Origin of the sequence: Saccharothrix variisporea (genome assembly GCF_003634995.1) — a bacterium.
Classification (GTDB): domain Bacteria; phylum Actinomycetota; class Actinomycetes; order Mycobacteriales; family Pseudonocardiaceae; genus Actinosynnema; species Actinosynnema variisporeum.
Window position 1 is genome coordinate 831,210 of sequence record NZ_RBXR01000001.1, and the last position, 18,177, is coordinate 849,386.

16 protein-coding genes are annotated in these 18,177 nt (G+C 73.0%); 10 read left to right on the top strand and 6 right to left on the bottom strand.

Going from position 1 to position 18,177, the window contains the following annotated elements; genetic code table 11:
* Positions 1-7: 7 nt before the first annotated feature.
* The gene (locus DFJ66_RS03700) at positions 8-1,309 is read right to left on the bottom strand and encodes an aspartate aminotransferase family protein (protein ID WP_121217938.1); all 1,302 of its coding nucleotides are present in this window, start codon (positions 1,307-1,309) and stop codon (positions 8-10) included.
* A gap of 38 nt (positions 1,310-1,347) precedes the next feature.
* A complete protein-coding gene (locus DFJ66_RS03705) occupies positions 1,348-4,596 on the bottom strand; it encodes a GH92 family glycosyl hydrolase (protein ID WP_121217940.1) in 3,249 nt (1,082 codons plus the stop codon).
* A 140-nt stretch (positions 4,597-4,736) separates the two neighbouring features.
* On the opposite strand from DFJ66_RS03705, the gene DFJ66_RS03710 reads away from it, so the two are divergent.
* The 4 genes from DFJ66_RS03710 to DFJ66_RS03725 are packed head-to-tail and all read left to right on the top strand — an operon-like array spanning position 4,737 to position 8,126.
* Positions 4,737-5,129: a GntR family transcriptional regulator gene (locus tag DFJ66_RS03710; RefSeq protein WP_170199121.1), complete on the top strand. Its 393-nt coding sequence runs from the start codon at positions 4,737-4,739 to the stop codon at positions 5,127-5,129.
* Positions 5,126-6,007, top strand: coding sequence for an ABC transporter ATP-binding protein (locus tag DFJ66_RS03715; RefSeq protein WP_121217944.1), 882 nt, complete (start codon positions 5,126-5,128; stop codon positions 6,005-6,007). The genes DFJ66_RS03710 and DFJ66_RS03715 overlap by 4 nt, the downstream gene beginning before the upstream one ends.
* Positions 6,004-6,984 carry an ABC-2 transporter permease gene (locus DFJ66_RS03720; RefSeq protein WP_121217947.1) on the top strand — a complete coding sequence of 327 codons (981 nt, stop codon included), beginning with the start codon at positions 6,004-6,006 and terminating at the stop codon, positions 6,982-6,984. The genes DFJ66_RS03715 and DFJ66_RS03720 overlap by 4 nt, the downstream gene beginning before the upstream one ends.
* Positions 6,985-7,007: 23 nt before the next feature.
* Positions 7,008-8,126, top strand: a complete 1,119-nt coding sequence (locus tag DFJ66_RS03725) for an alpha/beta hydrolase family protein (protein ID WP_121217949.1) — start codon at positions 7,008-7,010, stop codon at positions 8,124-8,126.
* A 4-nt stretch (positions 8,127-8,130) separates the two neighbouring features.
* Here the strand turns inward: DFJ66_RS03725 and DFJ66_RS03730 are convergent, their stop codons facing one another.
* A complete protein-coding gene (locus DFJ66_RS03730; RefSeq protein WP_170199122.1) occupies positions 8,131-11,598 on the bottom strand; it encodes a S8 family serine peptidase in 3,468 nt (1,155 codons plus the stop codon).
* 112 nt (positions 11,599-11,710) lie between these two features.
* On the opposite strand from DFJ66_RS03730, the gene DFJ66_RS03735 reads away from it, so the two are divergent.
* Entirely contained in the window at positions 11,711-12,619 is a 909-nt protein-coding gene (locus DFJ66_RS03735) for an endo alpha-1,4 polygalactosaminidase (protein ID WP_121217953.1), read from the top strand.
* A 245-nt stretch (positions 12,620-12,864) separates the two neighbouring features.
* Here DFJ66_RS03735 and DFJ66_RS03740 read toward each other — a convergent pair whose 3' ends face one another.
* Positions 12,865-13,065 carry a mycothiol transferase gene (locus tag DFJ66_RS03740; RefSeq protein ID WP_121217955.1) on the bottom strand — a complete coding sequence of 67 codons (201 nt, stop codon included), beginning with the start codon at positions 13,063-13,065 and terminating at the stop codon, positions 12,865-12,867.
* A gap of 173 nt (positions 13,066-13,238) precedes the next feature.
* Here DFJ66_RS03740 and DFJ66_RS03745 point away from each other — a divergent pair, with 173 nt between their 5' ends.
* Entirely contained in the window at positions 13,239-14,168 is a 930-nt protein-coding gene (locus DFJ66_RS03745; protein ID WP_246029563.1) for a DUF3048 domain-containing protein, read from the top strand.
* Positions 14,169-14,170: 2 nt separating this feature from the next.
* Here DFJ66_RS03745 and DFJ66_RS03750 read toward each other — a convergent pair whose 3' ends face one another.
* Entirely contained in the window at positions 14,171-14,428 is a 258-nt protein-coding gene (locus tag DFJ66_RS03750) for a hypothetical protein (protein ID WP_121217960.1), read from the bottom strand.
* 222 nt (positions 14,429-14,650) lie between these two features.
* Between DFJ66_RS03750 and DFJ66_RS03755 the strand changes: the two genes are divergently transcribed.
* The gene (locus tag DFJ66_RS03755; RefSeq protein ID WP_121217962.1) at positions 14,651-15,118 is read left to right on the top strand and encodes an MSMEG_6728 family protein; all 468 of its coding nucleotides are present in this window, start codon (positions 14,651-14,653) and stop codon (positions 15,116-15,118) included.
* Here DFJ66_RS03755 and DFJ66_RS03760 read toward each other — a convergent pair.
* Positions 15,101-15,310: a CDGSH iron-sulfur domain-containing protein gene (locus DFJ66_RS03760; protein ID WP_121217964.1), complete on the bottom strand. Its 210-nt coding sequence runs from the start codon at positions 15,308-15,310 to the stop codon at positions 15,101-15,103. The two genes, DFJ66_RS03755 and DFJ66_RS03760, sit on opposite strands and share 18 nt — an antisense overlap.
* A 95-nt stretch (positions 15,311-15,405) precedes the next feature.
* Between DFJ66_RS03760 and DFJ66_RS03765 the strand changes: the two genes are divergently transcribed.
* The 3 genes from DFJ66_RS03765 to DFJ66_RS03775 all read left to right on the top strand — a co-directional run bounded on the left by DFJ66_RS03765 (position 15,406) and on the right by DFJ66_RS03775 (position 18,066).
* Positions 15,406-16,098, top strand: coding sequence for a transporter substrate-binding domain-containing protein (locus tag DFJ66_RS03765; RefSeq protein WP_170199123.1), 693 nt, complete (start codon positions 15,406-15,408; stop codon positions 16,096-16,098).
* Positions 16,095-17,057, top strand: coding sequence for a cation diffusion facilitator family transporter (locus tag DFJ66_RS03770; protein WP_121217968.1), 963 nt, complete (start codon positions 16,095-16,097; stop codon positions 17,055-17,057). The genes DFJ66_RS03765 and DFJ66_RS03770 overlap by 4 nt, the downstream gene beginning before the upstream one ends.
* Before the next feature lie 157 nt (positions 17,058-17,214).
* The gene (locus DFJ66_RS03775; RefSeq protein WP_121217970.1) at positions 17,215-18,066 is read left to right on the top strand and encodes an SDR family oxidoreductase; all 852 of its coding nucleotides are present in this window, start codon (positions 17,215-17,217) and stop codon (positions 18,064-18,066) included.
* Positions 18,067-18,177: the final 111 nt, after the last annotated feature.

An 18,177-nucleotide genomic window follows, 5' to 3' on the forward strand; every position in this document is an offset into this window, starting at 1 on the left:
GTCGGCTTCAGCCGGCCCGGAGTTCCGCGTCCACGGCCGTGAGCGCTTCGTCCAATGCGGTGAGGCCGGTGGTCACGTCGGCGTCGGTGGTGTTGAGCGGCGGGGCGACGTGGACGCGGTTGGCCAGCACCAGGGTCAGCAGGTCGCGGTCCAGGCAGGCCTTCGTGAACGCGGTCATCTGCGGGCCGCCGGTGGGCAGGGGCTCTCCGGCGTCGCGGTCGGCCACCAGCTCGAGTGTCCACAGTGCACCGATGCCCCGGAGGTCGCCGACGCACGGGTGCTTCTCGGCCAAGCGCTTGAGGCCCGGGCCGAGGACGTCGGTGCCCAGGCGGGCCGCCGCCGCGACCGTGTCCTCCTCGTGCATGGCCTCGATGGCGCCGACCGCCGCCGCGCACGCCAGCGGGTGGCCGCTGTAGGTCAGACCCGCCGGGTACGGGCGTTCGGTGAACGCCCGGTAGACCCGCTCGCCCACCAGCACCCCGCCCAGCGGCACGTACCCCGAGTTGACGCCCTTCGCGAACACCAGCAGGTCCGGGGCCACGTCCTCGTGGTCGCAGGCGAACCACGCCCCCGTGCGGCCGAAACCGGTCAGGACTTCGTCGGCGATGTGGACGATCCCGTGCCGCGCGCACAGCTCCCGCACACCCCGCAGGTAACCCGCGGGCGGCACGACCACGCCCGAGCTGCCGGTCACCGACTCCAGCACCAAGGCCGCGATGGTCGTCGGCCCCTCCTGGAGGATCACCTGCTCCAGGTGCGCGAGCGCCCGTTCGCCTTCCTCCTCCGGCGTGGTCGCGCCGAACACCGACCGGTACGGGAACGGGCCGAAGAAGTGCACCACGCCGGCCGCGCCGGTGTCCGACGCCCACCGGCGCGGGTCGCCGGTCAGGTGGATCGAGGTGGTCGTGGAGCCGTGGTAGGACCGGTAGGCGGCGAGCACCTTGGGACGCCCGGTGACCAGGCGCGCCATCCGCACGGCGTGCTCGATGCCCTCCGTGCCGCCCGTGGTGAACAGGACGTGCCCGAGCCCTTCCGGCGCGACCTCCACGATCAGCCGCGCGGCCTCGTTCCGGACGTCGTTGGCGTGCGCGGGAGCCAGCGTGCACAGCCGGTCCGCCTGCGCCTTGATCGCCGCAACGACCCGCGGGTGCCGGTGACCGAGGTTGGTGAACACCAACTGCGAGCTGAAGTCGAGGTAGCGGCGGCCGTCGGCGGCCACGACGTGGCTGCCCTCGCCGGCGACGATCGTGGGCACCCGCCGCGGGCCCTGGGCGACCCAGGGGTGGAAGACCAGCTCGTCGAGGTCCATGACGCCCAGTGTCGGACCACCCCCGGGACGCGGCCAGTTCAGTCGAGGGTGAGGGCGTACACCTCCACGCGGGGGTCGGCGGGCAGGGTCAGCGAGCGGACGGTCTTGGTCGGGTCGAGGGCGCCGACCAGGCCGAACAGGCGAACCGGAGGGCCGTCGACGCCCTTGCCGGCCTTGATGCGGTGCGGCATGTCCAGGACCACCGTGCCGCCCGAGCCCGCCCAGTCCCCCACCGTCACGGGCAGCTCGGCCGTGGTGCCGTCGGTGTACCGGACGGTGACGGCGGTGGTGACCGGGCCGTTGTGCGACGCGGCGACCAGGTTGAGCGCGCTGTACCGCCCGGTCGGGAGCAGGAGGGCCTGGCCGCGGGCCTCCACGAAGTTCGCCGCCGTCCCGGTCGGGTCCGGTGCCAGGTAGGTCACCCCGCCCCACGTGACGGGGCCGGTGGGCAGCAGGTCGGCGTCGTAGCTCCAGCCCTGGCCGTCGAAGTCGCCCGACGCCGGGGCCGCGACGGTGGCGGTGCCGTCGTGGTCGAACTCGCGGGTCAGGTCCACCGCGCACGGGTCGGCCGCACACCGCGCCGCCTCCCGGACCTCGACGCTCGCCGTCCTGGTCACGGTGTTCGGCCCGCGCACGACGACCTCCACCGGGTACGTGCCGACCGGGGTCCCGGCGGGCACGGTCACGGTCAGCGCCACCGTCCGCTGCACGGGCAGCCGGCCGGACACCAGCACCATCGGCTGCACCCGTGTCACCTCCCAGCCGGCCGGGGCCGTGGCCTCGACGGAGGCGACCACCGCACCCGGCGCCTGGGCCAGGACGTCCAGCGGGAAGGTCACCGCCTGCGGCTCAGCGGACGTCGGCAGCACGGCGGCGTTCCCGCGCAGCGACGCGTCCACGTGCCGCCGCCCGTCCGCCCCGGCCCGGTTGATCGACGGCGGTTCCGCGCCACGGCCGGTCCCCCACGACGACGGTTCCGTGCCCAGCCGGTGCGCCAGCGTGCCGCCGCGTGCCACGTCGTCCCAGTCCAACCACGTGCGTCGGACGTCCCGGCCGTTCAGGGACACGCCCTGCACGTACCGGGTGGTGTCGCTCGCGCCCGGCGCGGTGATCCGGAGGCTGCTCTGTCCGGTGTGGACGGTGGCGGCGGGGAACTGCGGGCTGGACAGCGCCAGGAAGTCGCCGCCGCTCATCGTCGGGTACAGGCCCAGCGAGGAGAACACGTACCACGCCGACATCGTGCCCAGGTCGTCGTTGCCGGTCATGCCGTCCGGGCCGGTGGTGAACAACGTCATCGCCGCCCGCACGACCGTCGCCGTCTTCCACGGCGTCCCGGCGGACAGGTAGAAGTAGGGCGCGAGCAGGTCCGGCTCGTTGTTGGGGTTGTAGGTGGGCTTGCCGTAGTAGTCGTAGGGCTGGGTGATCCAGTCCTCGCGGACCGTGCGCGCCGGGTCGACCAGCAGCTTGTCGTGGGCGAAGAACGCGTCCAGCCGCCGTTCCGCCGCCGCGCGCCCGCCCATCAGCTCGACCAGGCCGTTGGGGTCCTGCGGCACCAGCCACTGGTACTGGAACGCCCCGCCCTCGTGGAACTGGTGGCCGGCGTCCACCGGGTTGTACGGGGTCAGCCACGTGCCGTCGACCGTGCGCGGGCGGAAGTGCTCGCCGTCCCACAGGTTGCGGAACCACTGGCCGCGCTGCTCGAACATCCGCGCGTCGGCGTCGTGACCGAGGCCGCGTGCCATGACGGCCAGCGACGCGTCGGCCGCCGCGTACTCCAGGGTCGCCGAGGCCGGGTGCACGCAGTCGTTGTCGCCGCCCTTGTGCCGGCAGTCCGTGCCCACCTCGAGGCCGGACGGGAGGTAGCCGCGCTCGGCGTAGTACTCGACGCCGGAGCGGCCGTTGTAGGGCGAGTCGGCGGGCGGGACGCTGGTCGCGTTGCGCCTGAGCAGCTCGTACGCCTCCTGCTCGTGGCCCGCCAGCAGTCCGCGCGACCACGCCTCCACCAGGAACGGGGTCACGGGGTCGCCGGTCATGATGTTGGTCTCGCTGTTGGCCAGCGCCCAGCGGGGCAGCCAGCCGCCGTCGCGGCCCGCCGCCACGACCGACAGGGCGACATCCCGGGCCACCCCGGGTTCCAGCAGTTCGAGCAGCTGGTTCTGCGGCCGGTAGGTGTCCCAGAGCGACAGGTTCTGGTACGGCGTGAACCCTTGTGCCACATGGGTCTTGCCGTCGAAGCCCGCGTACCGGCCGTCCACGTCTCCGGCCAGGTTCGGGTGCAACAACGAGTGGTAGAGGGCGGTGTAGAACGCAACACGCCGCTCGGGTGCCCCGCCCTCGATCTCGACACGGTTCAGGCGCTCGACCCACGCCCGGTGCGCTTGCGCCCGCACGGCGTCGAAGTCGTACGAGTCGCCCGTCTCGGCTTTCAGGTTGCGGCGCGCGCCTTCAACACCCGTGTAGGACAGGCCGACCTTGAGCACCACGTCCCGGTCGGTCGTCGCGTCGAAGGTGACCCATGCGCCGTTGCCGCCCGTGCCCGCCGCGTCCGGCACGCCGGGTGACTTCGTGCTGCCCCGCCAGGTCCCGAAGCTGGTGAAGGGTCGGTCGAAGCTCGCCGTGAAGTAGACGGTGTGCTCGTCGTGGCCGGCGCAGAACCGGCCGGCCCGGACGCGGCCCTCCAGGGTGCGGTCGCCGACGACGTGCACCTCCGAGTCGAGCACCTGCTGGTTGGCCCGTCCGGTGTTGACCAGGACGTTCGCCGGGCCGGGCGGGAAGGTGTAGCGCTGCCAGCCGGTGCGCGGGGTAGCGGTCAGCTCCGCGTCGACGCCGTAGCGCTGGAGGCCGACGCGGTAGTAGCCCGGTGTGGCCTCCTCGTCGTCGTGGGAGAACTTCGACCGGTAGCCGGAGATGTCAACGTTGTCCACCGACCCGGTCGTGGGCATGACGGGCAGCTCGCCGGCGACGCCGCAGCCCACCCCGGACAGGTGGGTCTGGCTGAACCCCAGGATGGAGTCCTGGAGGTAGTCGTACCCGCCTTGACCGCCGGTGTCCGGGCTGACCTGCACCATCCCGAACGGGGTGCTCGCGCCGGGGAAGGTGTTGCCGAAGTTCTGGGTGCCGACGAACGGGTTGACCAGGGTCGTCGGGTCGACGTCGGGCTCGCCGCGCGCGAGCTGGACGTCGACCAGGGCCGTCGGGTCGTCGTCCGGCTCGGCGCGCGCGGACTGGGCGGGGATCAGGAGCGCGGCGGCCAGCAGCGCGGTCGTAGCTCGGCGGAGGAGTCGCATCGGCAGGGGCCTCCTTGGTGACAACGTTGTCAACGCACAGCGTTCCCCTTGACCTTGGCGTACGCGCACCGTCGCCGTCCAGTGGCGCTCGGTCGCCTGTTTACCTATAGTGCTAGGTAGCTAGATAAATGGAGGTGACCGTGATCCAGTTCCACCTGGACGCCAGGTCCGGCCTGTCGCCCTACCAGCAGCTGGTCCAGCAGGTGCGGCACGCGCTGCGGCTCGGCCTGCTCCAGGAGGGCGACCAGCTGCCCAAGGTCAAGGACGTCGTCGCCGACCTGGCGATCAACCCCAACACCGTGCTCAAGGCCTACCGGGAGCTCGAGCACACCGGGCTGGTCGCCGCCCGGCCGGGCGTCGGCACGTTCGTGACGGCGTCCTCGACCGGGGTGCCGTTCGCGACCCTCGCGCCGCTGCGCCAGGACCTGCGCCGCTGGCTGGCCAAGGCCCGCCGGGCCGGTCTGGACGACGAGAGCATCGAGGCGTTGTTCGCCGCCACGTTTCGCACCGGAGCCGAAGAGGACATAGCGTGATCGCCTTGCGCGCCCAGGGCCTGGGCAAGAAGTACAAGAGCAAGTGGGCGTTGACCCACTGCACGCTCGACATCCCCGCCGGGCACGTGACCGGCCTGGTCGGACCCAACGGCGCGGGCAAGTCCACGCTGCTCAACCTGGCGTCGGGCATGCTCGAACCCACCACCGGCCGCATCGAGGTGTGCGGCGGCGTGCCGGGCAGCGGGCCGGCGCAGCTGGCCAAGGTCGGTTACGTCGCCCAGAACACCCCGGTCTACGCGGGGCTGACCGTCGAGGAGCACCTGCGGCTGGGCGCGCACCTCAACCCGGGCTGGGACGACGCCCTGGCCCGCAAGCGGGTCGAGCGGATCGGGCTGGACCCCCGGCAGGCCGCAGGGAAGCTGTCCGGCGGACAACGCGCCCAACTCGCGCTCACCCTCGGCATCGCCAAGCGGCCGGAACTGCTGCTGCTGGACGAGCCGGTCGCCGCGCTGGACCCGTTGGCGCGCCGCGATTTCCTCAAGGACCTCATGGAGTCCGTCGCCGAGCACGGGCTGTCCGTGCTGATGTCCTCGCACCTGGTCGCGGACCTGGAACGGGTGTGCGACCACCTGGTGGTGCTGGTGGCCTCGCAGGTCCGGCTCGAAGGGGACGTCGAGCACCTGCTGGCCACGCACCACCGCCTGACCGGGCCGCGCCGCGACCTGGAGACGCTGCCGTCCGACCAGCACGTGGTGTCGGCGGAGCACACCGACCGCCAGACCACCGTCGTCGTGCGCACGGACGGGCCGATCCTCGACCCGGCGTGGTCGGTGACCGGGTTGAACCTGGAGGACCTGGTGCTGGAGTACATGAGCAACCCGACCGCGAGTCGGCCCGCGCTGGAGGTCCTGCGATGACCTGGTTGGTGTGGCGGCAGTTCCGGGTGCCGGCGCTGTCGGTGTCCGCCGGGGTGCTCGTGGTCGCGGCGGTCCTGGCGGTCACCGGGCCGGACCTGGTGGGGCGCACGAACTTCTCCGACGTGGAGACGCTCTACACCGGCACGCTGCTCGCGGTGTACGTGCTGCCCGCGGTGATCGGCGTCTTCTGGGGCGCGCCGATGGTCACCCGCGAACTGGAGACCGGCACGCACAGCCTGGTGTGGAACCAGAGCGTCACCCGCACGCGGTGGCTGGCGACGAAGTTCGCGGTCGGAGTGCCGGCGGCGATGGCCGCGGCCGGGCTGCTGAGCCTCGCGGTGACCTGGTGGGCCGCTCCGATGGACGCCGCGGCGGACCTGGACGACGACCGGTTGGCGCGGATCGTGCCCGAGGTGTTCGCGGGGCGGGGCGTCGCGCCGGTCGGGTACGCCGCGTTCGCGCTGCTGCTCGGGGTGGCGATCGGGATGGTGGTGCGCCGGACCGTGCCCGCGATGGCGTTGACGCTGGTCCTGTTCGCCGCCGTGCAGGTCCTGGTCCCGCTGCTGGTGCGCCCCCACCTGCTGCCCCCGACCGAGGAGTCGGTGGTGATCACCGCCGAGAACGTGCGGCAGGTCGGCGGCGACGAGCACGGCGTGATCGACTTCATGACCGTCGCCCCACCCGACGGCGCGTGGGTGCTGACCAACGAGACCGTGGACGCGTCCGGCAAGGCCGTCCGCCCGCTGCCCGGGTCGGTGCAGGACTGCGTGCCCAAGCCCGGCTCGGGCGCGTTCCCCGAACGCGGGTCCATCACCTCGTGCATGGCCCGGTTGACCGACCTGGGTTACCGCCAGCACCTGGTCTACCAGCCCGGCAGCCGGTTCTGGCCGTTGCAGTGGCTGGAACTGGCGCTGTTCCTGGCGTTGTCGGCGCTGCTGGGGTGGTTCTGCTTCCGCCGACTGCGCCACCTGTCCTGACCCCTTCCACGAAAGGAATCCCGTTGCGCGCTCTCACCATCGCGGCCGCGGTCGCCCTGGCGGCCACCGCCTTGCCCGCCTTCGCCCACGCCGACCCGGCGCCCGCGTCGGCCGAACCGGTCCTCGCGTTACCCGCACCGACCGGCCCGCTCCCCGTGGGCAGCACGTCGTTGCACCTCAAGGACTCCTCGCGCGCCGACCCGTGGGTGCCGACCGAGCGCCGGGAGCTGATGGTCAGCCTGTTCTACCCGGCGTTCCCGACCGCCGGACCGCGCACGCGGTACCTCACGGCGGAGGAGTCCGCCGCGATGCTCGCCGAAAGCGACCTCACCCACCTGCCCAGCGACATCTTCTCCCGCACCCGCACCCACTCGGCCGCCGACGCCCGCCCGTTCCCCCGCCCCCGCGGCCTGCCGCTGGTCGTGCTCTCCCCCGGCTACACCAAGCCCCGCGCCACCCTCACCGCGCTGGCGGAGGACTTGGCCAGCCACGGCTACGGGGTCGCGGTGATCGGCCACACCCACGAGAACTACGGCACGAGCTTCCCGGACGGCCGTTTCGCCGGGTGCGCGTCGTGCGAGGTGGACCACCTCCCGGAGTTCTGGGAGAAGCTCGCCCGCGGCCGGGCGGCGGACGTGTCGTTCGTCCTGGACGAGCTGCTCAAGCGGCCGGGTCTGGTGGACCCGACCCGCATCGCGATGGGCGGCCACTCGGCCGGCGGCGGCAGCACCGTCACCGCCATGCAGGCCGACGCCCGCATCCGCGCCGGCTTCGACATCGACGGCCGCGTCTACACCCCCGTCCCCGACACCGGTTTCACCCGGCCGTTCCTGTTCCTGGGCAAGTACCAGCCGAACTCGCCGGTCCCGGCGTGCACGCCGTGGCAGGACGACTTCGGCCGGCTCGCCGGGTGGAAGCGCTGGCTGTCGCTGACGGGCGCGCACCACGCGTCGTTCACCGACCTCGGTCTGTTCGCCGACCAGTTGGGCGTGGACATCGGCGCGACCGTCAGCGGCGAGCGCGCCCAGGCCATCACCCGCGAGTACGTCGGCGCGTTCCTGGACACCCACCTGCGGGAGAAGCGACGGCCGGTGCTCGACCGGCCGTCGCCCCACTACCCCGAGGTGACCTTCTGCGGCTGACGCGCTAAGCCCTCAGGCGGTAAGCCCGGAGGACGGTCTGGTCGACGGTGTTGCCCTCGGTGTCCGAGGCAGTCACCCGCAACGAGACGTATCCGCCGGGCTTGCCGCCGCGAGGGATGAGTGTTCGAACCGGGACCCAGGTGGCGCCGTCGTCGAAGGACGCGAACGCCTTGAGGTCTCGGATCTTGGCCTTGCCGGCACCGGCCTGTCGTTGGGCGGTGAACCGCACCGGCAGCGGCAGGCCGGCCTTCGCGCTGTTGCGGATGTCCAGCGGCACCGTGTAGTCGACCTCCAGCAGGGGCAGCGCGCCGGCCGTGCCGCCGGTGCTGGTGAAGCCCCAGGTCGTGCTGACGTTCGAGGACAGCTCGACCTGCGGCGCGGAACGGCCGGCGGACAGCGTCAGTTCGTAACGGCCCTGCTCGGCGGGCACGGACCACCGGCCCTGCCACGGGTTGCCACTGCTCCCGAGCGTGACACCGTCGCGCTTCAACTCCAGAGCGCCCACGCCCGTGCGCCGCCACGACTCCACGGCGGAACGGGTGGCGAACGGGGACACCTTGGCCTCGATCGCGTCGCCGACGCGGGTCACGCCGCCGCCCGCGGCCCACTGCACCAGCGAGGTGCCCCGCAGCCGGGGCGCGGTGACGGCGGGGTTCCAGTCCCGGCGGTACCGGCCACCCGGTTGCATCACCACGGGCTCGTAGTCCGACCACGTGCCGACGTTGGGGTCGCGTGCGTCCGTGCCGAACATGCGGCCCACCGATTCCTCGTGGTACCAGCCGATGCCGTCGCCCGCGCTGTAGTACTCGGTGCGGGCGGCCGGTGCCACCACGACCTCGTCCAGGATCGGCATCCCGGCGACGATCCGGCCGTCCCGGGTCGGGTAGACCCGCTGCCCGACCGCGCCGTCCGCGCCCGAGGACCGGTACTGCGCCTTGACCTCGGCCAGGTCGGCCTTGCGCACGGCGTAGGTCTTGCCGGCGGGCAGCGTCCCGTGCTCGGGGAAGAACAGGTGGTAGCTGACCGGTGCGGTGTCGACGGCCTCCACGGTGACCTCGCGGCCGATGTGGGCGACCAGGTCGGCGGCCTCGTAGTCGGCGGCGGAGAGCACCGGCAACGCGGTCTGGTCGTTCCACGGGAGGCCCTGGGGCCCGAGCACCACCACGGCGGCGGCACCGGCGTCCTTCATGCGTTGTGCCAGCTCGTACTCGCTCTCCCCGGTGCCGTCGGCCACGACCAGCGCGCCGGTGACGTCCCCGTCCGGGCGGGCGGTGCGCAGCCGGTGCTTGCCGGGGGTGAAGTAGGGGCTGCCGCCGAAGTACCGCAGCAGCACCGGGAACTCGGCCAGCGACACGCGTGGCTGGGCGGCCTTGACCAGGGTGCGGTAGTCCAGTTGCGGCAGCGGGTCGCCGAAGGACAGGCCGTACACCGGGACCGAGCCTTGGACCGGGCCGCTGACGCCGGACACCTTGCCCGGGGTCAGGGGCACGAGGATGTCGGCGTAGCGGTGCAGTTGGCGCACAGCCGGGTCGTCCAGGGCGACGGTGATCGGCTTGGCCTCGCGGGCGTCCAGCGTGACGGAGACGTCCTGGGCGGTGGAGACGCGGCCGACGACGTCCGTCATCGAGACCGGCGTGTACCAGCCGGGCAACGCGGAGGGCTGGTTGATCCGGCTGAGGACCGCGTAGTCGGAGACGGGCAGCTTGGCGGTGCCGTTGCCGTCCGCGTCCAGGGTGATCAGGCTGCCCTGGCCGGTCTTGAGGTCGACGGCCAGCAGGAAACCGTCCCGGGGTGCCCCGCCGTCGCGGCCGATGACCTTGGCGGTGAGGGCGTGGCGCTCTTCCTGCACGTACGCGCCGACCGCCGTGGTGACGGCGACGCCGTCCGCGGTGGCCTTGAGGGTGCCGAAGAACGTGCCGTCACCCTTGCGCGGGTCGAGGGTGACGACGACGGGTGCGGTGCCGTGCGCCGGGACGTCCACTGTGGACTGGACGGTGAAGTCCTGGCCGAGGTCGTGGGTCAGGGTGAGGGTGACGGGCTGGTCGCCGTCGTTGCGGTAGGTGACCGTCTTCTCCGCGGTCTTGGTGTGCGGCCATTCCAGCAGCCCGAACGACAGGCTGCCGACGTCCGCGCGCACCTGCTGCGCGACCGCGCGGCCCACGTCCAGCAGACCGGTGCCGACGTGGTCGGAGGTGTCCGCGACCGGCTTGGCCGTCGCCATGAGCTGCGCCTTGAGCTCGCGCGCGGTCCAGGACGGGTGGCGCTGGGCCAGGACCGCCGCCGCGCCGGCCACGTGCGGCGCGGCCATCGAGGTGCCGGTGAGCCGGGCGTGGAGGTCGTCGACGGCCTCGCCCGGCAGGGTGCCCTTCGCCCGCGCGGCCACGATGTCGGTGCCGGGCGCGGCGAGGTCGGGCTTGACGGCGTGGTCGCCGAACCGGGGTCCGTGCGAGGACCACTCGTTCAGCGCGCCCTGCTTGGTGAGGTTGGCGACGGCCAGCGCCTCGTCGGCGGCGGCCGGTGCGGAGACCCGGCGGCGGTCGCCCGCGTTGCCCGCGGCCACCACGAACAGCGCGCCGGTCTCCGCGGTGAGCCGGTCGACCGCCTGCGACAGCGGGTCGGTGCCGTCGCTCTGGTCGCCGCCCAGGCTCAGGTTGACCACCTTCGCGCCGACCTCGCGGACCGCCCACTCCATGCCCGCGATGATGGCGCTCTCCGGACAGCCGTCCTGGGCGCAGACGCGGCCCACGGCGAGCTTCGCGCCCTTGGCGACGCCGTGGTAGCGGTCGCTGCGCCCGGCGACGGTGGCGGCGACGTGGGTGCCGTGGCCGATGTCGTCCTGGATGCCGACGCCGGTGAAGTCGCGGGACACCGCCACGGCGTCCTTGAGCTCCGGGTGCTCCTGGTCGTAGCCGGTGTCCAGGACGGCCACGGTGACGCCCGTCCCGTCGTACCCGGCCTGCCACGCGGCCGGCGCGCCGACCATCGGCACGCTCTCGGCCAGTGCGAGCTTGGCCTTGCCGTCCAGCCACAGCTTCTGCGCGCCGAGGGTCGCGGTCCCCCGCCGAGCCCACCACCGCGCGGCCTCGGCCTTCGGCACGGCGTTCTCCGCCAGGGCGAGCCCGCCGCCCAGCAGCGGGACGCGGTCGGTCCGGGCGTCGTCGTAGCCGAACTCCAGCAGGGCCGTGACGTCGAAGAACCGCCGGTCCAGCCGGTCCTGCTCGACGTCGTCGAGGGCGTCGGCCGGGATGACGTACTGGTGCTCGTCGCGGACGTACTGCACGAACTGCGCCCCAGGACGCCCGTCGACGCCGACCGGGCTCCCCCGCCCGTCCACGACGACCTTGTCGCCGGTGATCAGCGTGATGGTCCGGACCTCGCCGTCCGGTCCGGTGACCGGCTCCGCCTGCGCCGCCACCGGGCTCGACAACCCGGCGACCAGTGCGGCGACCACCGCCATGCGTGCTCTGCGCACGAATCCTCCCCAGAATTTTCCAGTGCACTCATGACTACGCCGCGAACCCCGCCGTCGTTGCCTGGCGATCGCCTTTGGCAAGATCTCCGCACGTCGGATCGAGGAGGGCGTCATGCGCACGTCGACGTTGTCGGCCGTCCTGGCCGTGTCCGCACTCGCCCTCACCGCCTGCACCGCGCCCGACGCGACGGCTCTGCCGCCGACCCAGCCCACCACGACCTGGGCTGCCACGGCCCCGCCCACGACCTCGCCGGCCTCGCCCCCACCCACGACCTCAGCACCCCCTGCTTCGCCGGTCGACCCGCCGGCGGTCGTCCTGCCTCCGGCCCACGCCGGCTTCGACTACCAGATCGGCGGTCCCTACCCGCCCGCCGAAGGCGTCTCGGTGGTCACCCGCGACCACCAGGCGCCGCCGGCACCCGGCCGGTACTCGATCTGCTACCTCAACGCCTTCCAGGTCCAACCCGGCGCGGAAGCCGAGTGGGACGCCGACCTGCTGCTGCGCGACGCGGCGGGCCAGGTCGTCTACGACCGGGACTGGGACGAGGCCCTCCTGGACATCCGCACGACCGACAAGCGCGACCGCATCGCCCGCAAGGTCGGCGACTGGATCGACGGCTGCGCGGCAAAGGGCTACCGCGCCGTCGAGCCGGACAACTACGACAGCTACACCCGCGCGCCACAGGGTCTGCTGACCTCGGAGCAGGCGAAGGCCTTGCACACCCTCCTGTCCGCCCGAGCGCACGCCAAGGGGTTGGCGATCGGCCAGAAGAACACCGTGGAGCTCGCCGGGGACCGGCAGGCAGTCGGTGTCGACTTCGCGATCGCCGAGGAGTGCGGGCAGCACGAGGAGTGCGGCGAGTACGTCGAGGCCTTCGGCGACCGGGTGCTCGTCATCGAGTACACCGACGAGGGCCTCGCCACGGCCTGCGCGGGCTGGGGCACGCGGCTGAGCATCGTCCGACGCGACGTGAACGTCCTACCCGCCGACAACCCCGCCCACGTACGCCGCACCTGCTGACCAGCCCAACCAGCGGCCGGCGGAGGCAGCTACCGCCACCACCGCAGCCAACCAGCCCGCCCAGCCGCAGCCAGGCCCCAGCCGCAGCCAGGCCCCAGCCGCAGCCAGGCCCCAGCCGCAGCCAGGCCCCAGCCGCAGCAAGCCCGGCCGGCACCCTGCCCAGCCGGCCACCGCCCAACTCCAGCCCAGCCGGCCCGGCCAGCCGCCAGTCCGGCCTGCGGGAGGTCAGTGCGGCCGGTGGGTGGTCAGGCCGGCACCCCGTCGGAGACGGCGCACTGCTCCCGGTACCGCTCGGCGTGCCCCAGGTGCTCGACCACGCCCAGCGGTGTCCACCCCGACGGCAGCACGGCCGTGCGCAACGCGGCCTCGTCCAGCCCGTCCAGGATCGCCACCACGCAAGACCGCTGCGCCGCGAGGAACGCCGCGAGCGCCTCCTTCTCTCCCATCACAGTCCCCCCTTGTCGATCGTGGTGGAGACGTTACCGAGGGGGTACGACAATTTCGGTCCGCCGGGACTTTCGGCCGTAGCGGAAGGAAAACCGGCGGCGGATCGTCGAGTCCGGTCCGGCGAAGAATGTCGGTACCCCGTGGGACAAGGGAAAGTGGGGGCCGGAGGCAAGTGCGCAAGTGGACGGTGGCCGCCGTGGTGGTCGCGGTCGTCGCGGCCGGGATCGCCGCGGTGGTGGTGTTCCGGCCGGAAGACGACGCACCGACAACGACCTCCGCCGCGCCCTCGGCCACGAGCCGACCCGTTCACCCGGGTGTGTACGTCGTCAAGGTCGACAACGCCCCGGCCGCCCGCCCGCAGACCGGTCTCGCCTCCGCCGACGTGGTGTACGTCGAACCCGTCGAAGGCGGCCTGACCCGCTTCGCCGCCGTCTACTCGACCCCGCCTGAGGTGGTGGGACCGGTCCGCAGCGCCCGCGAGACCGACCTCGACCTGCTCGCCCGCTACGGCTCCCCGGTCCTCGCCTACTCCGGCTCCGCACCGGCCCTCAAGTCCCTGCTGGAACGGTCCGGCCTGGTCCGGGCCCCCGCCGACGACACGCCCGCCGCCTATTTCCGGGACGACAACCGCGCCGCACCGCACAACCTCTACGTGCGCCCGAACGCGCTGCCGACACCCGCCGCCGGCCCGGAGCAGACGACACCGACCGGTCCCGCCCCGGCGCAAGGCCGACCGGAGACGACCTGGCAGGTCACCTACCCGGGCACCCGGTTCGACCTCGCATGGCGGGACGGCTGGGCGATCTCCGCCGACGGCACCCCGCTGCGAACCACCGAAAAGGGTGAAATCACCACCACGAACGTGGTGATCCAGCACGTGGAGACCCGAGCCGGCGTGGCCATCGAGGACGCGAGCGGCAGCCCGTCACCCGTCGTGGTGACGGTCGGCTCCGGCGCGGCAGAGGTACTGCGCGACGGCCAGGCGTTCGAGGACGTCACCTGGTCCCGCCCCACCCCGGCCGACCAGACCCGCTTCACCGCCGGCGGCGCGGACCTGCCCCTCGCACCCGGCCCGACGTGGGTGTTCCTGGTGACGTCCTGACCTCAGCCGTCCACGGCCAGCCGGGCGACCGCCCCGGGGTGCGACACCGGCTCGATCACCCGGGCACCCGTGCTCCACCCCAGGTCCTGCCGCCACCGCAACACCCGGCCCGCGCTGGTCACCAACTGCGCGCGCACCGGCGCGGCGGCGGCGAGGTCCACGTCCACCTCCACCACCGAAACCCCGGCCGAGCGCAGCACCTCCACGACGGCGTCCAGGTAGCGGATGACGGAAACGGCGTCACTGCTGGGCTCCTGCATCCTGTCGGTCCCTCCGACGTCGGCGGCACAGGGCCACCATCCTGCCCAGCCCCCGTGCCGCCGAAGAGGGTCGAAAGTCCCGCAAGGACCCGAGTCCGCCGCCCGCCGCCCGCACAACGGCGGACAACGGTTGGTGCGCGGTACTTTCCTCACCGATCGATCGACCAAGCAGGACACCCGCGCCACGCGCATGAAGCCGCCCTCCACGGGTAGCCGACCGGCGTGCAGACCTTCCTGCCCTACCCCGACTTCGCCGCGACCGCCCGCGTGCTGGACAAGAAACGGCTGGGCAAGCAGCGCGTCGAGGCGATCCAGGTGCTGCGCGGCCTGATCGTCCCCGGCTACGGCTGGCGCCACCACCCGGCGGTCAAGATGTGGACGGGCTACGAGGAGGCGCTGGTCCGCTACGGCCTGGAGATCTGCGCCGCGTGGTGCGCGATCGGCCACGCCGACACGTGCGCGGCCACCCTGCGCACCGGGCTGAAGGACGTCCGGGGCCGGGAGGAGGTCCGCACCCAGGCCGAGTTGGCCGAGGCCGGCGACCTGCCGCCGTGGCTGGGCGACGACGACCTGCACCACAGCCACCGCTCCGCCCTGGTCCGCAAGGACCCGGCGCACTACGGCCCGCTGTTCCCCGACGTGCCCCCGGACCTGCCGTACGTGTGGCCCGCCTCAGACCGCGCCGCCTGACCGCCGCCGCTCCCGGTGGCTGGTGTCGCACCACGGGTACCGCTTGCTGCGCCGGCAGGCGCACAAGGCGACCAGGAACCGGTCGGACCGCGCCACGACGCCGTCCTCCCCCACGACCTCGACCGGGCCCTCCACCAGCACCGGACCACCGGGCACCACGGTGACCCGGCGGTCGTCGCTCGACGTTGCCATGCGACAGAGGTGCCCCCGAACACGACCGGCCAACCACCCGACGACGGGAGTCGATCTCCCTCGATCGGGGTATGCACCGGGTCGGAGGTGGCTCTATGTGGCGAATCCTGCTCGTCGCGGCAGTGCTGTTGACCGGGTGCGGCATCCCGCGTGACACGGACGGGACCCTCGACCGGGTGCGCGGCGGCGTGCTGCGGGTCGGGGTGGCGGAGCACCCGCCGTGGACGGCCGTGGACGGACCGGATTCGGTGTCCGGGGCCGAGGCCGACCTGGTCACGCGGCTGGCCGACGAGCTCGACGCCCGCGTCGAGTGGCACCCCGGCGCGGAGTCCGCGCTGATGGCGGCGCTGGAGGGGCGGCAACTCGACCTGGTGGTCGGCGGGTTGACCGACGACCTGCCGTGGACCGAGCACGCGGCGCTGTCCCGCCCGTACGCGACGACCCGGGTGGTGGTGGCCGCCACCGACGGCGTCGAACTGCCGCCCGACCTCGACGGCCGCCGGGTCGCCGCCCGCGGGGGCACCGCCGAGGCCGCCGCGCTGGCCGACGAGGGCGCCGAGGTCGTACCGGTCGGCGACCCCGCCGAGGTCCGTGACCTGCCGGTCGCCGTCGAGCACTGGCGGATGGACGCGCTGGGGCTGCGCGCGGCCGAGCACGTGCTGCTGGAGCGCCGGCACGTGTGGGCGCTGCCGCTGGGCGAGAACGGCTGGCTGGTCGAGGTGGAGCGGTTCCTGCTGGAGTTGCCCGACGGCGAGGTGGACCGGCTGCTGGAGAGGTCCCGGTCGTGAGCGTCTACGACCGCTTCGAGCTGCCGCCGGACAAGGCGGCCCTGCACCGCAAGGCCGTGCGGCTGGAGTGGTGGACGATCGCGTTCTTCGTCGCCGCGATCGCGCTGCTGGCCGTGGTCCTGGGCCAGTCGCAGGCCATGAAGGCCGCGTGGATCGAGGACATGCTGGGCCTAGTGCCGCCGCTGGCGTTCCTGGTCGCCGCCCGCTACCGCAACCGCGCCCCCGACCACCACTTCCCCTACGGCTACCACCGGTCGGTGAGCGTGGCGTTCCTGACGGGCGCGGTCGCGCTGTTCGGGCTGGGCGCGTACGTCTGCTACGACTCGGTTGTGCGGCTGGTGGCCGGGGAGCGCGTGCCGATCGGCCTGATCGAGGTGTTCGGGGTCCGGTTCTGGCTGGGCTGGCTGATGATCGCCGTGCTGCTGGCCACGATGGTTCCCGCGATCCTGCTCGGGCACGCCAAGGTGCGCATCGCGCGCGAGCTGCACGACAAGGTCCTCTACGCCGACGCCGAGATGAACCGCGCGGACTGGCTGACGGCGGGCGCGGCGGTGCTGGGCATCCTGGGCATCGGGATCGGCTGGTGGTGGGCCGACCCGGTCGCGGCGGTGGTCATCGGGGCGGACATCGTCCGCGACGGCCTGCGCACCACCCGCGGCGCGGTGGCCAACCTGATGGACAACCGGCCCCGCCTGGTCGACGAGAGCGGCCCGCACCCCCTGCCGGACCGGCTGCTGGCCGCCGTCCTGGAGCACGACTGGATCGCCGACGCGTGGCTGCGCCTGCGCGAGGAGGGGCACGTGTTCGCGGGCGAGCTGCTGGTGGTGCCGACCGACGAGCACGACCTGGTGGGCCGCTGCGAACGCCTCCAGCGCTGGACCCGCGAGTTCGACTGGCGGGTGCACGACATCGTGGTTGCCCCGGTCGGCCGCATCGAACCGGCCCCGGGCGACCGCTAGTCCAGGTCGGGGCGGTGGTGCCGGCGGCCGGGGTCCTGGCCGCCGGCCCGGGGTTCCGACGCACTCGCCACGCGGTGTTGCCCGGCGCGTAACGCGGACCGCCCGGCGGGCCGATACCGTGGACCGCGACCGTCCACATCGGAACCGGGAGCAGTCCGTGGCCGACCAGTCCAGCCGTGCCCTCATCGCCGTCACCGGGGCCACCGGGCGGCTCGGTGGGCGGGTCGCGCGGCGGCTGGCGGAGCGCGGGATCGCCCAGCGGCTGGTGGTGCGCGATCCGTCCCGGGCGCCCGAATTGCCCGGTGCGTCCGCGGTACAAGCCAGTTTCGAAAAAGGGGAGGCGGTGCGGGCCGCGCTGGAGGGCATGGAGACCGTCCTCATGGTGTCCGCCGCCGAGACACCCGACCGGGTGGAGCGGCATCGCACGTTCGTGGACGCCGCCGTCGACGCCGGCGTGCGGCACCTGGTCTACATCTCCTTCTACGGCGCCGCGGCCAACGCGACCTTCACGTTGGCCCGCGACCACTACGCCACCGAGTCCTACATCAGGACCACCGGGTTGGCGCACACGTTCCTGCGGGACAACCTCTACGCCGACTTCACCCCGTTCATGGTCGGCGACGACGGCGTCATCCGAGGCCCGGCGGGCGACGGCAAGGTCGCCGTCGTGGCCCAGGACGACATCGCCGACGCCGCCACCGCCGTGCTCCTCGACCCGCACGCCCACGACGCCGCCACCTACGAGCTGACCGGCCCCGAAGCGCTCACGTTCACGGAGATCGCCGAGATCCTCCAGCGCGTCACCGGCCGCCCCACGACCTACCACGCCGAGACGGTCGAGGAGGCCTACCGCTCGCGGGCGGTCTACCAGGCCCCCGACTGGCAGGTCGACGCCTGGGTCTCCACCTACACCGCGGTCGCCGCCGGCGAGTTGGCGGGCGTCACCGACCACGTCGAGCGCCTCGCCGGGCGGCCCGCCACCCCGCTCGCCGACGTGCTCCAGAGGTGATCAGTCTCACCGTCAGGCTGTATCCCAGCACCCCTTTGTAGGGTTCCTACAACATTGGGGCGGCAACACGCATAGCTGCCACCGTTGGAATCCCGCGCGTCTACATAAAGG

What these genes read in the sequence shown, in the direction of transcription:
- DFJ66_RS03735 (WP_121217953.1), top strand. Translation starts at nt 11,711, where the DNA reads ATGCGCACGTCGACGTTGTCGGCCGTCCTGGCCGTGTCCGCACTCGCC.
- DFJ66_RS03740 (WP_121217955.1), bottom strand. Translation starts at nt 13,065, where the DNA reads ATGGGAGAGAAGGAGGCGCTCGCGGCGTTCCTCGCGGCGCAGCGGTCT.
- DFJ66_RS03760 (WP_121217964.1), bottom strand. Translation starts at nt 15,310, where the DNA reads ATGGCAACGTCGAGCGACGACCGCCGGGTCACCGTGGTGCCCGGTGGT.
- DFJ66_RS03705 (WP_121217940.1), bottom strand. Translation starts at nt 4,596, where the DNA reads ATGCGACTCCTCCGCCGAGCTACGACCGCGCTGCTGGCCGCCGCGCTC.
- DFJ66_RS03720 (WP_121217947.1), top strand. Translation starts at nt 6,004, where the DNA reads ATGACCTGGTTGGTGTGGCGGCAGTTCCGGGTGCCGGCGCTGTCGGTG.
- DFJ66_RS03700 (WP_121217938.1), bottom strand. Translation starts at nt 1,309, where the DNA reads ATGGACCTCGACGAGCTGGTCTTCCACCCCTGGGTCGCCCAGGGCCCG.
- DFJ66_RS03765 (WP_170199123.1), top strand. Translation starts at nt 15,406, where the DNA reads ATGTGGCGAATCCTGCTCGTCGCGGCAGTGCTGTTGACCGGGTGCGGC.
- DFJ66_RS03750 (WP_121217960.1), bottom strand. Translation starts at nt 14,428, where the DNA reads ATGCAGGAGCCCAGCAGTGACGCCGTTTCCGTCATCCGCTACCTGGAC.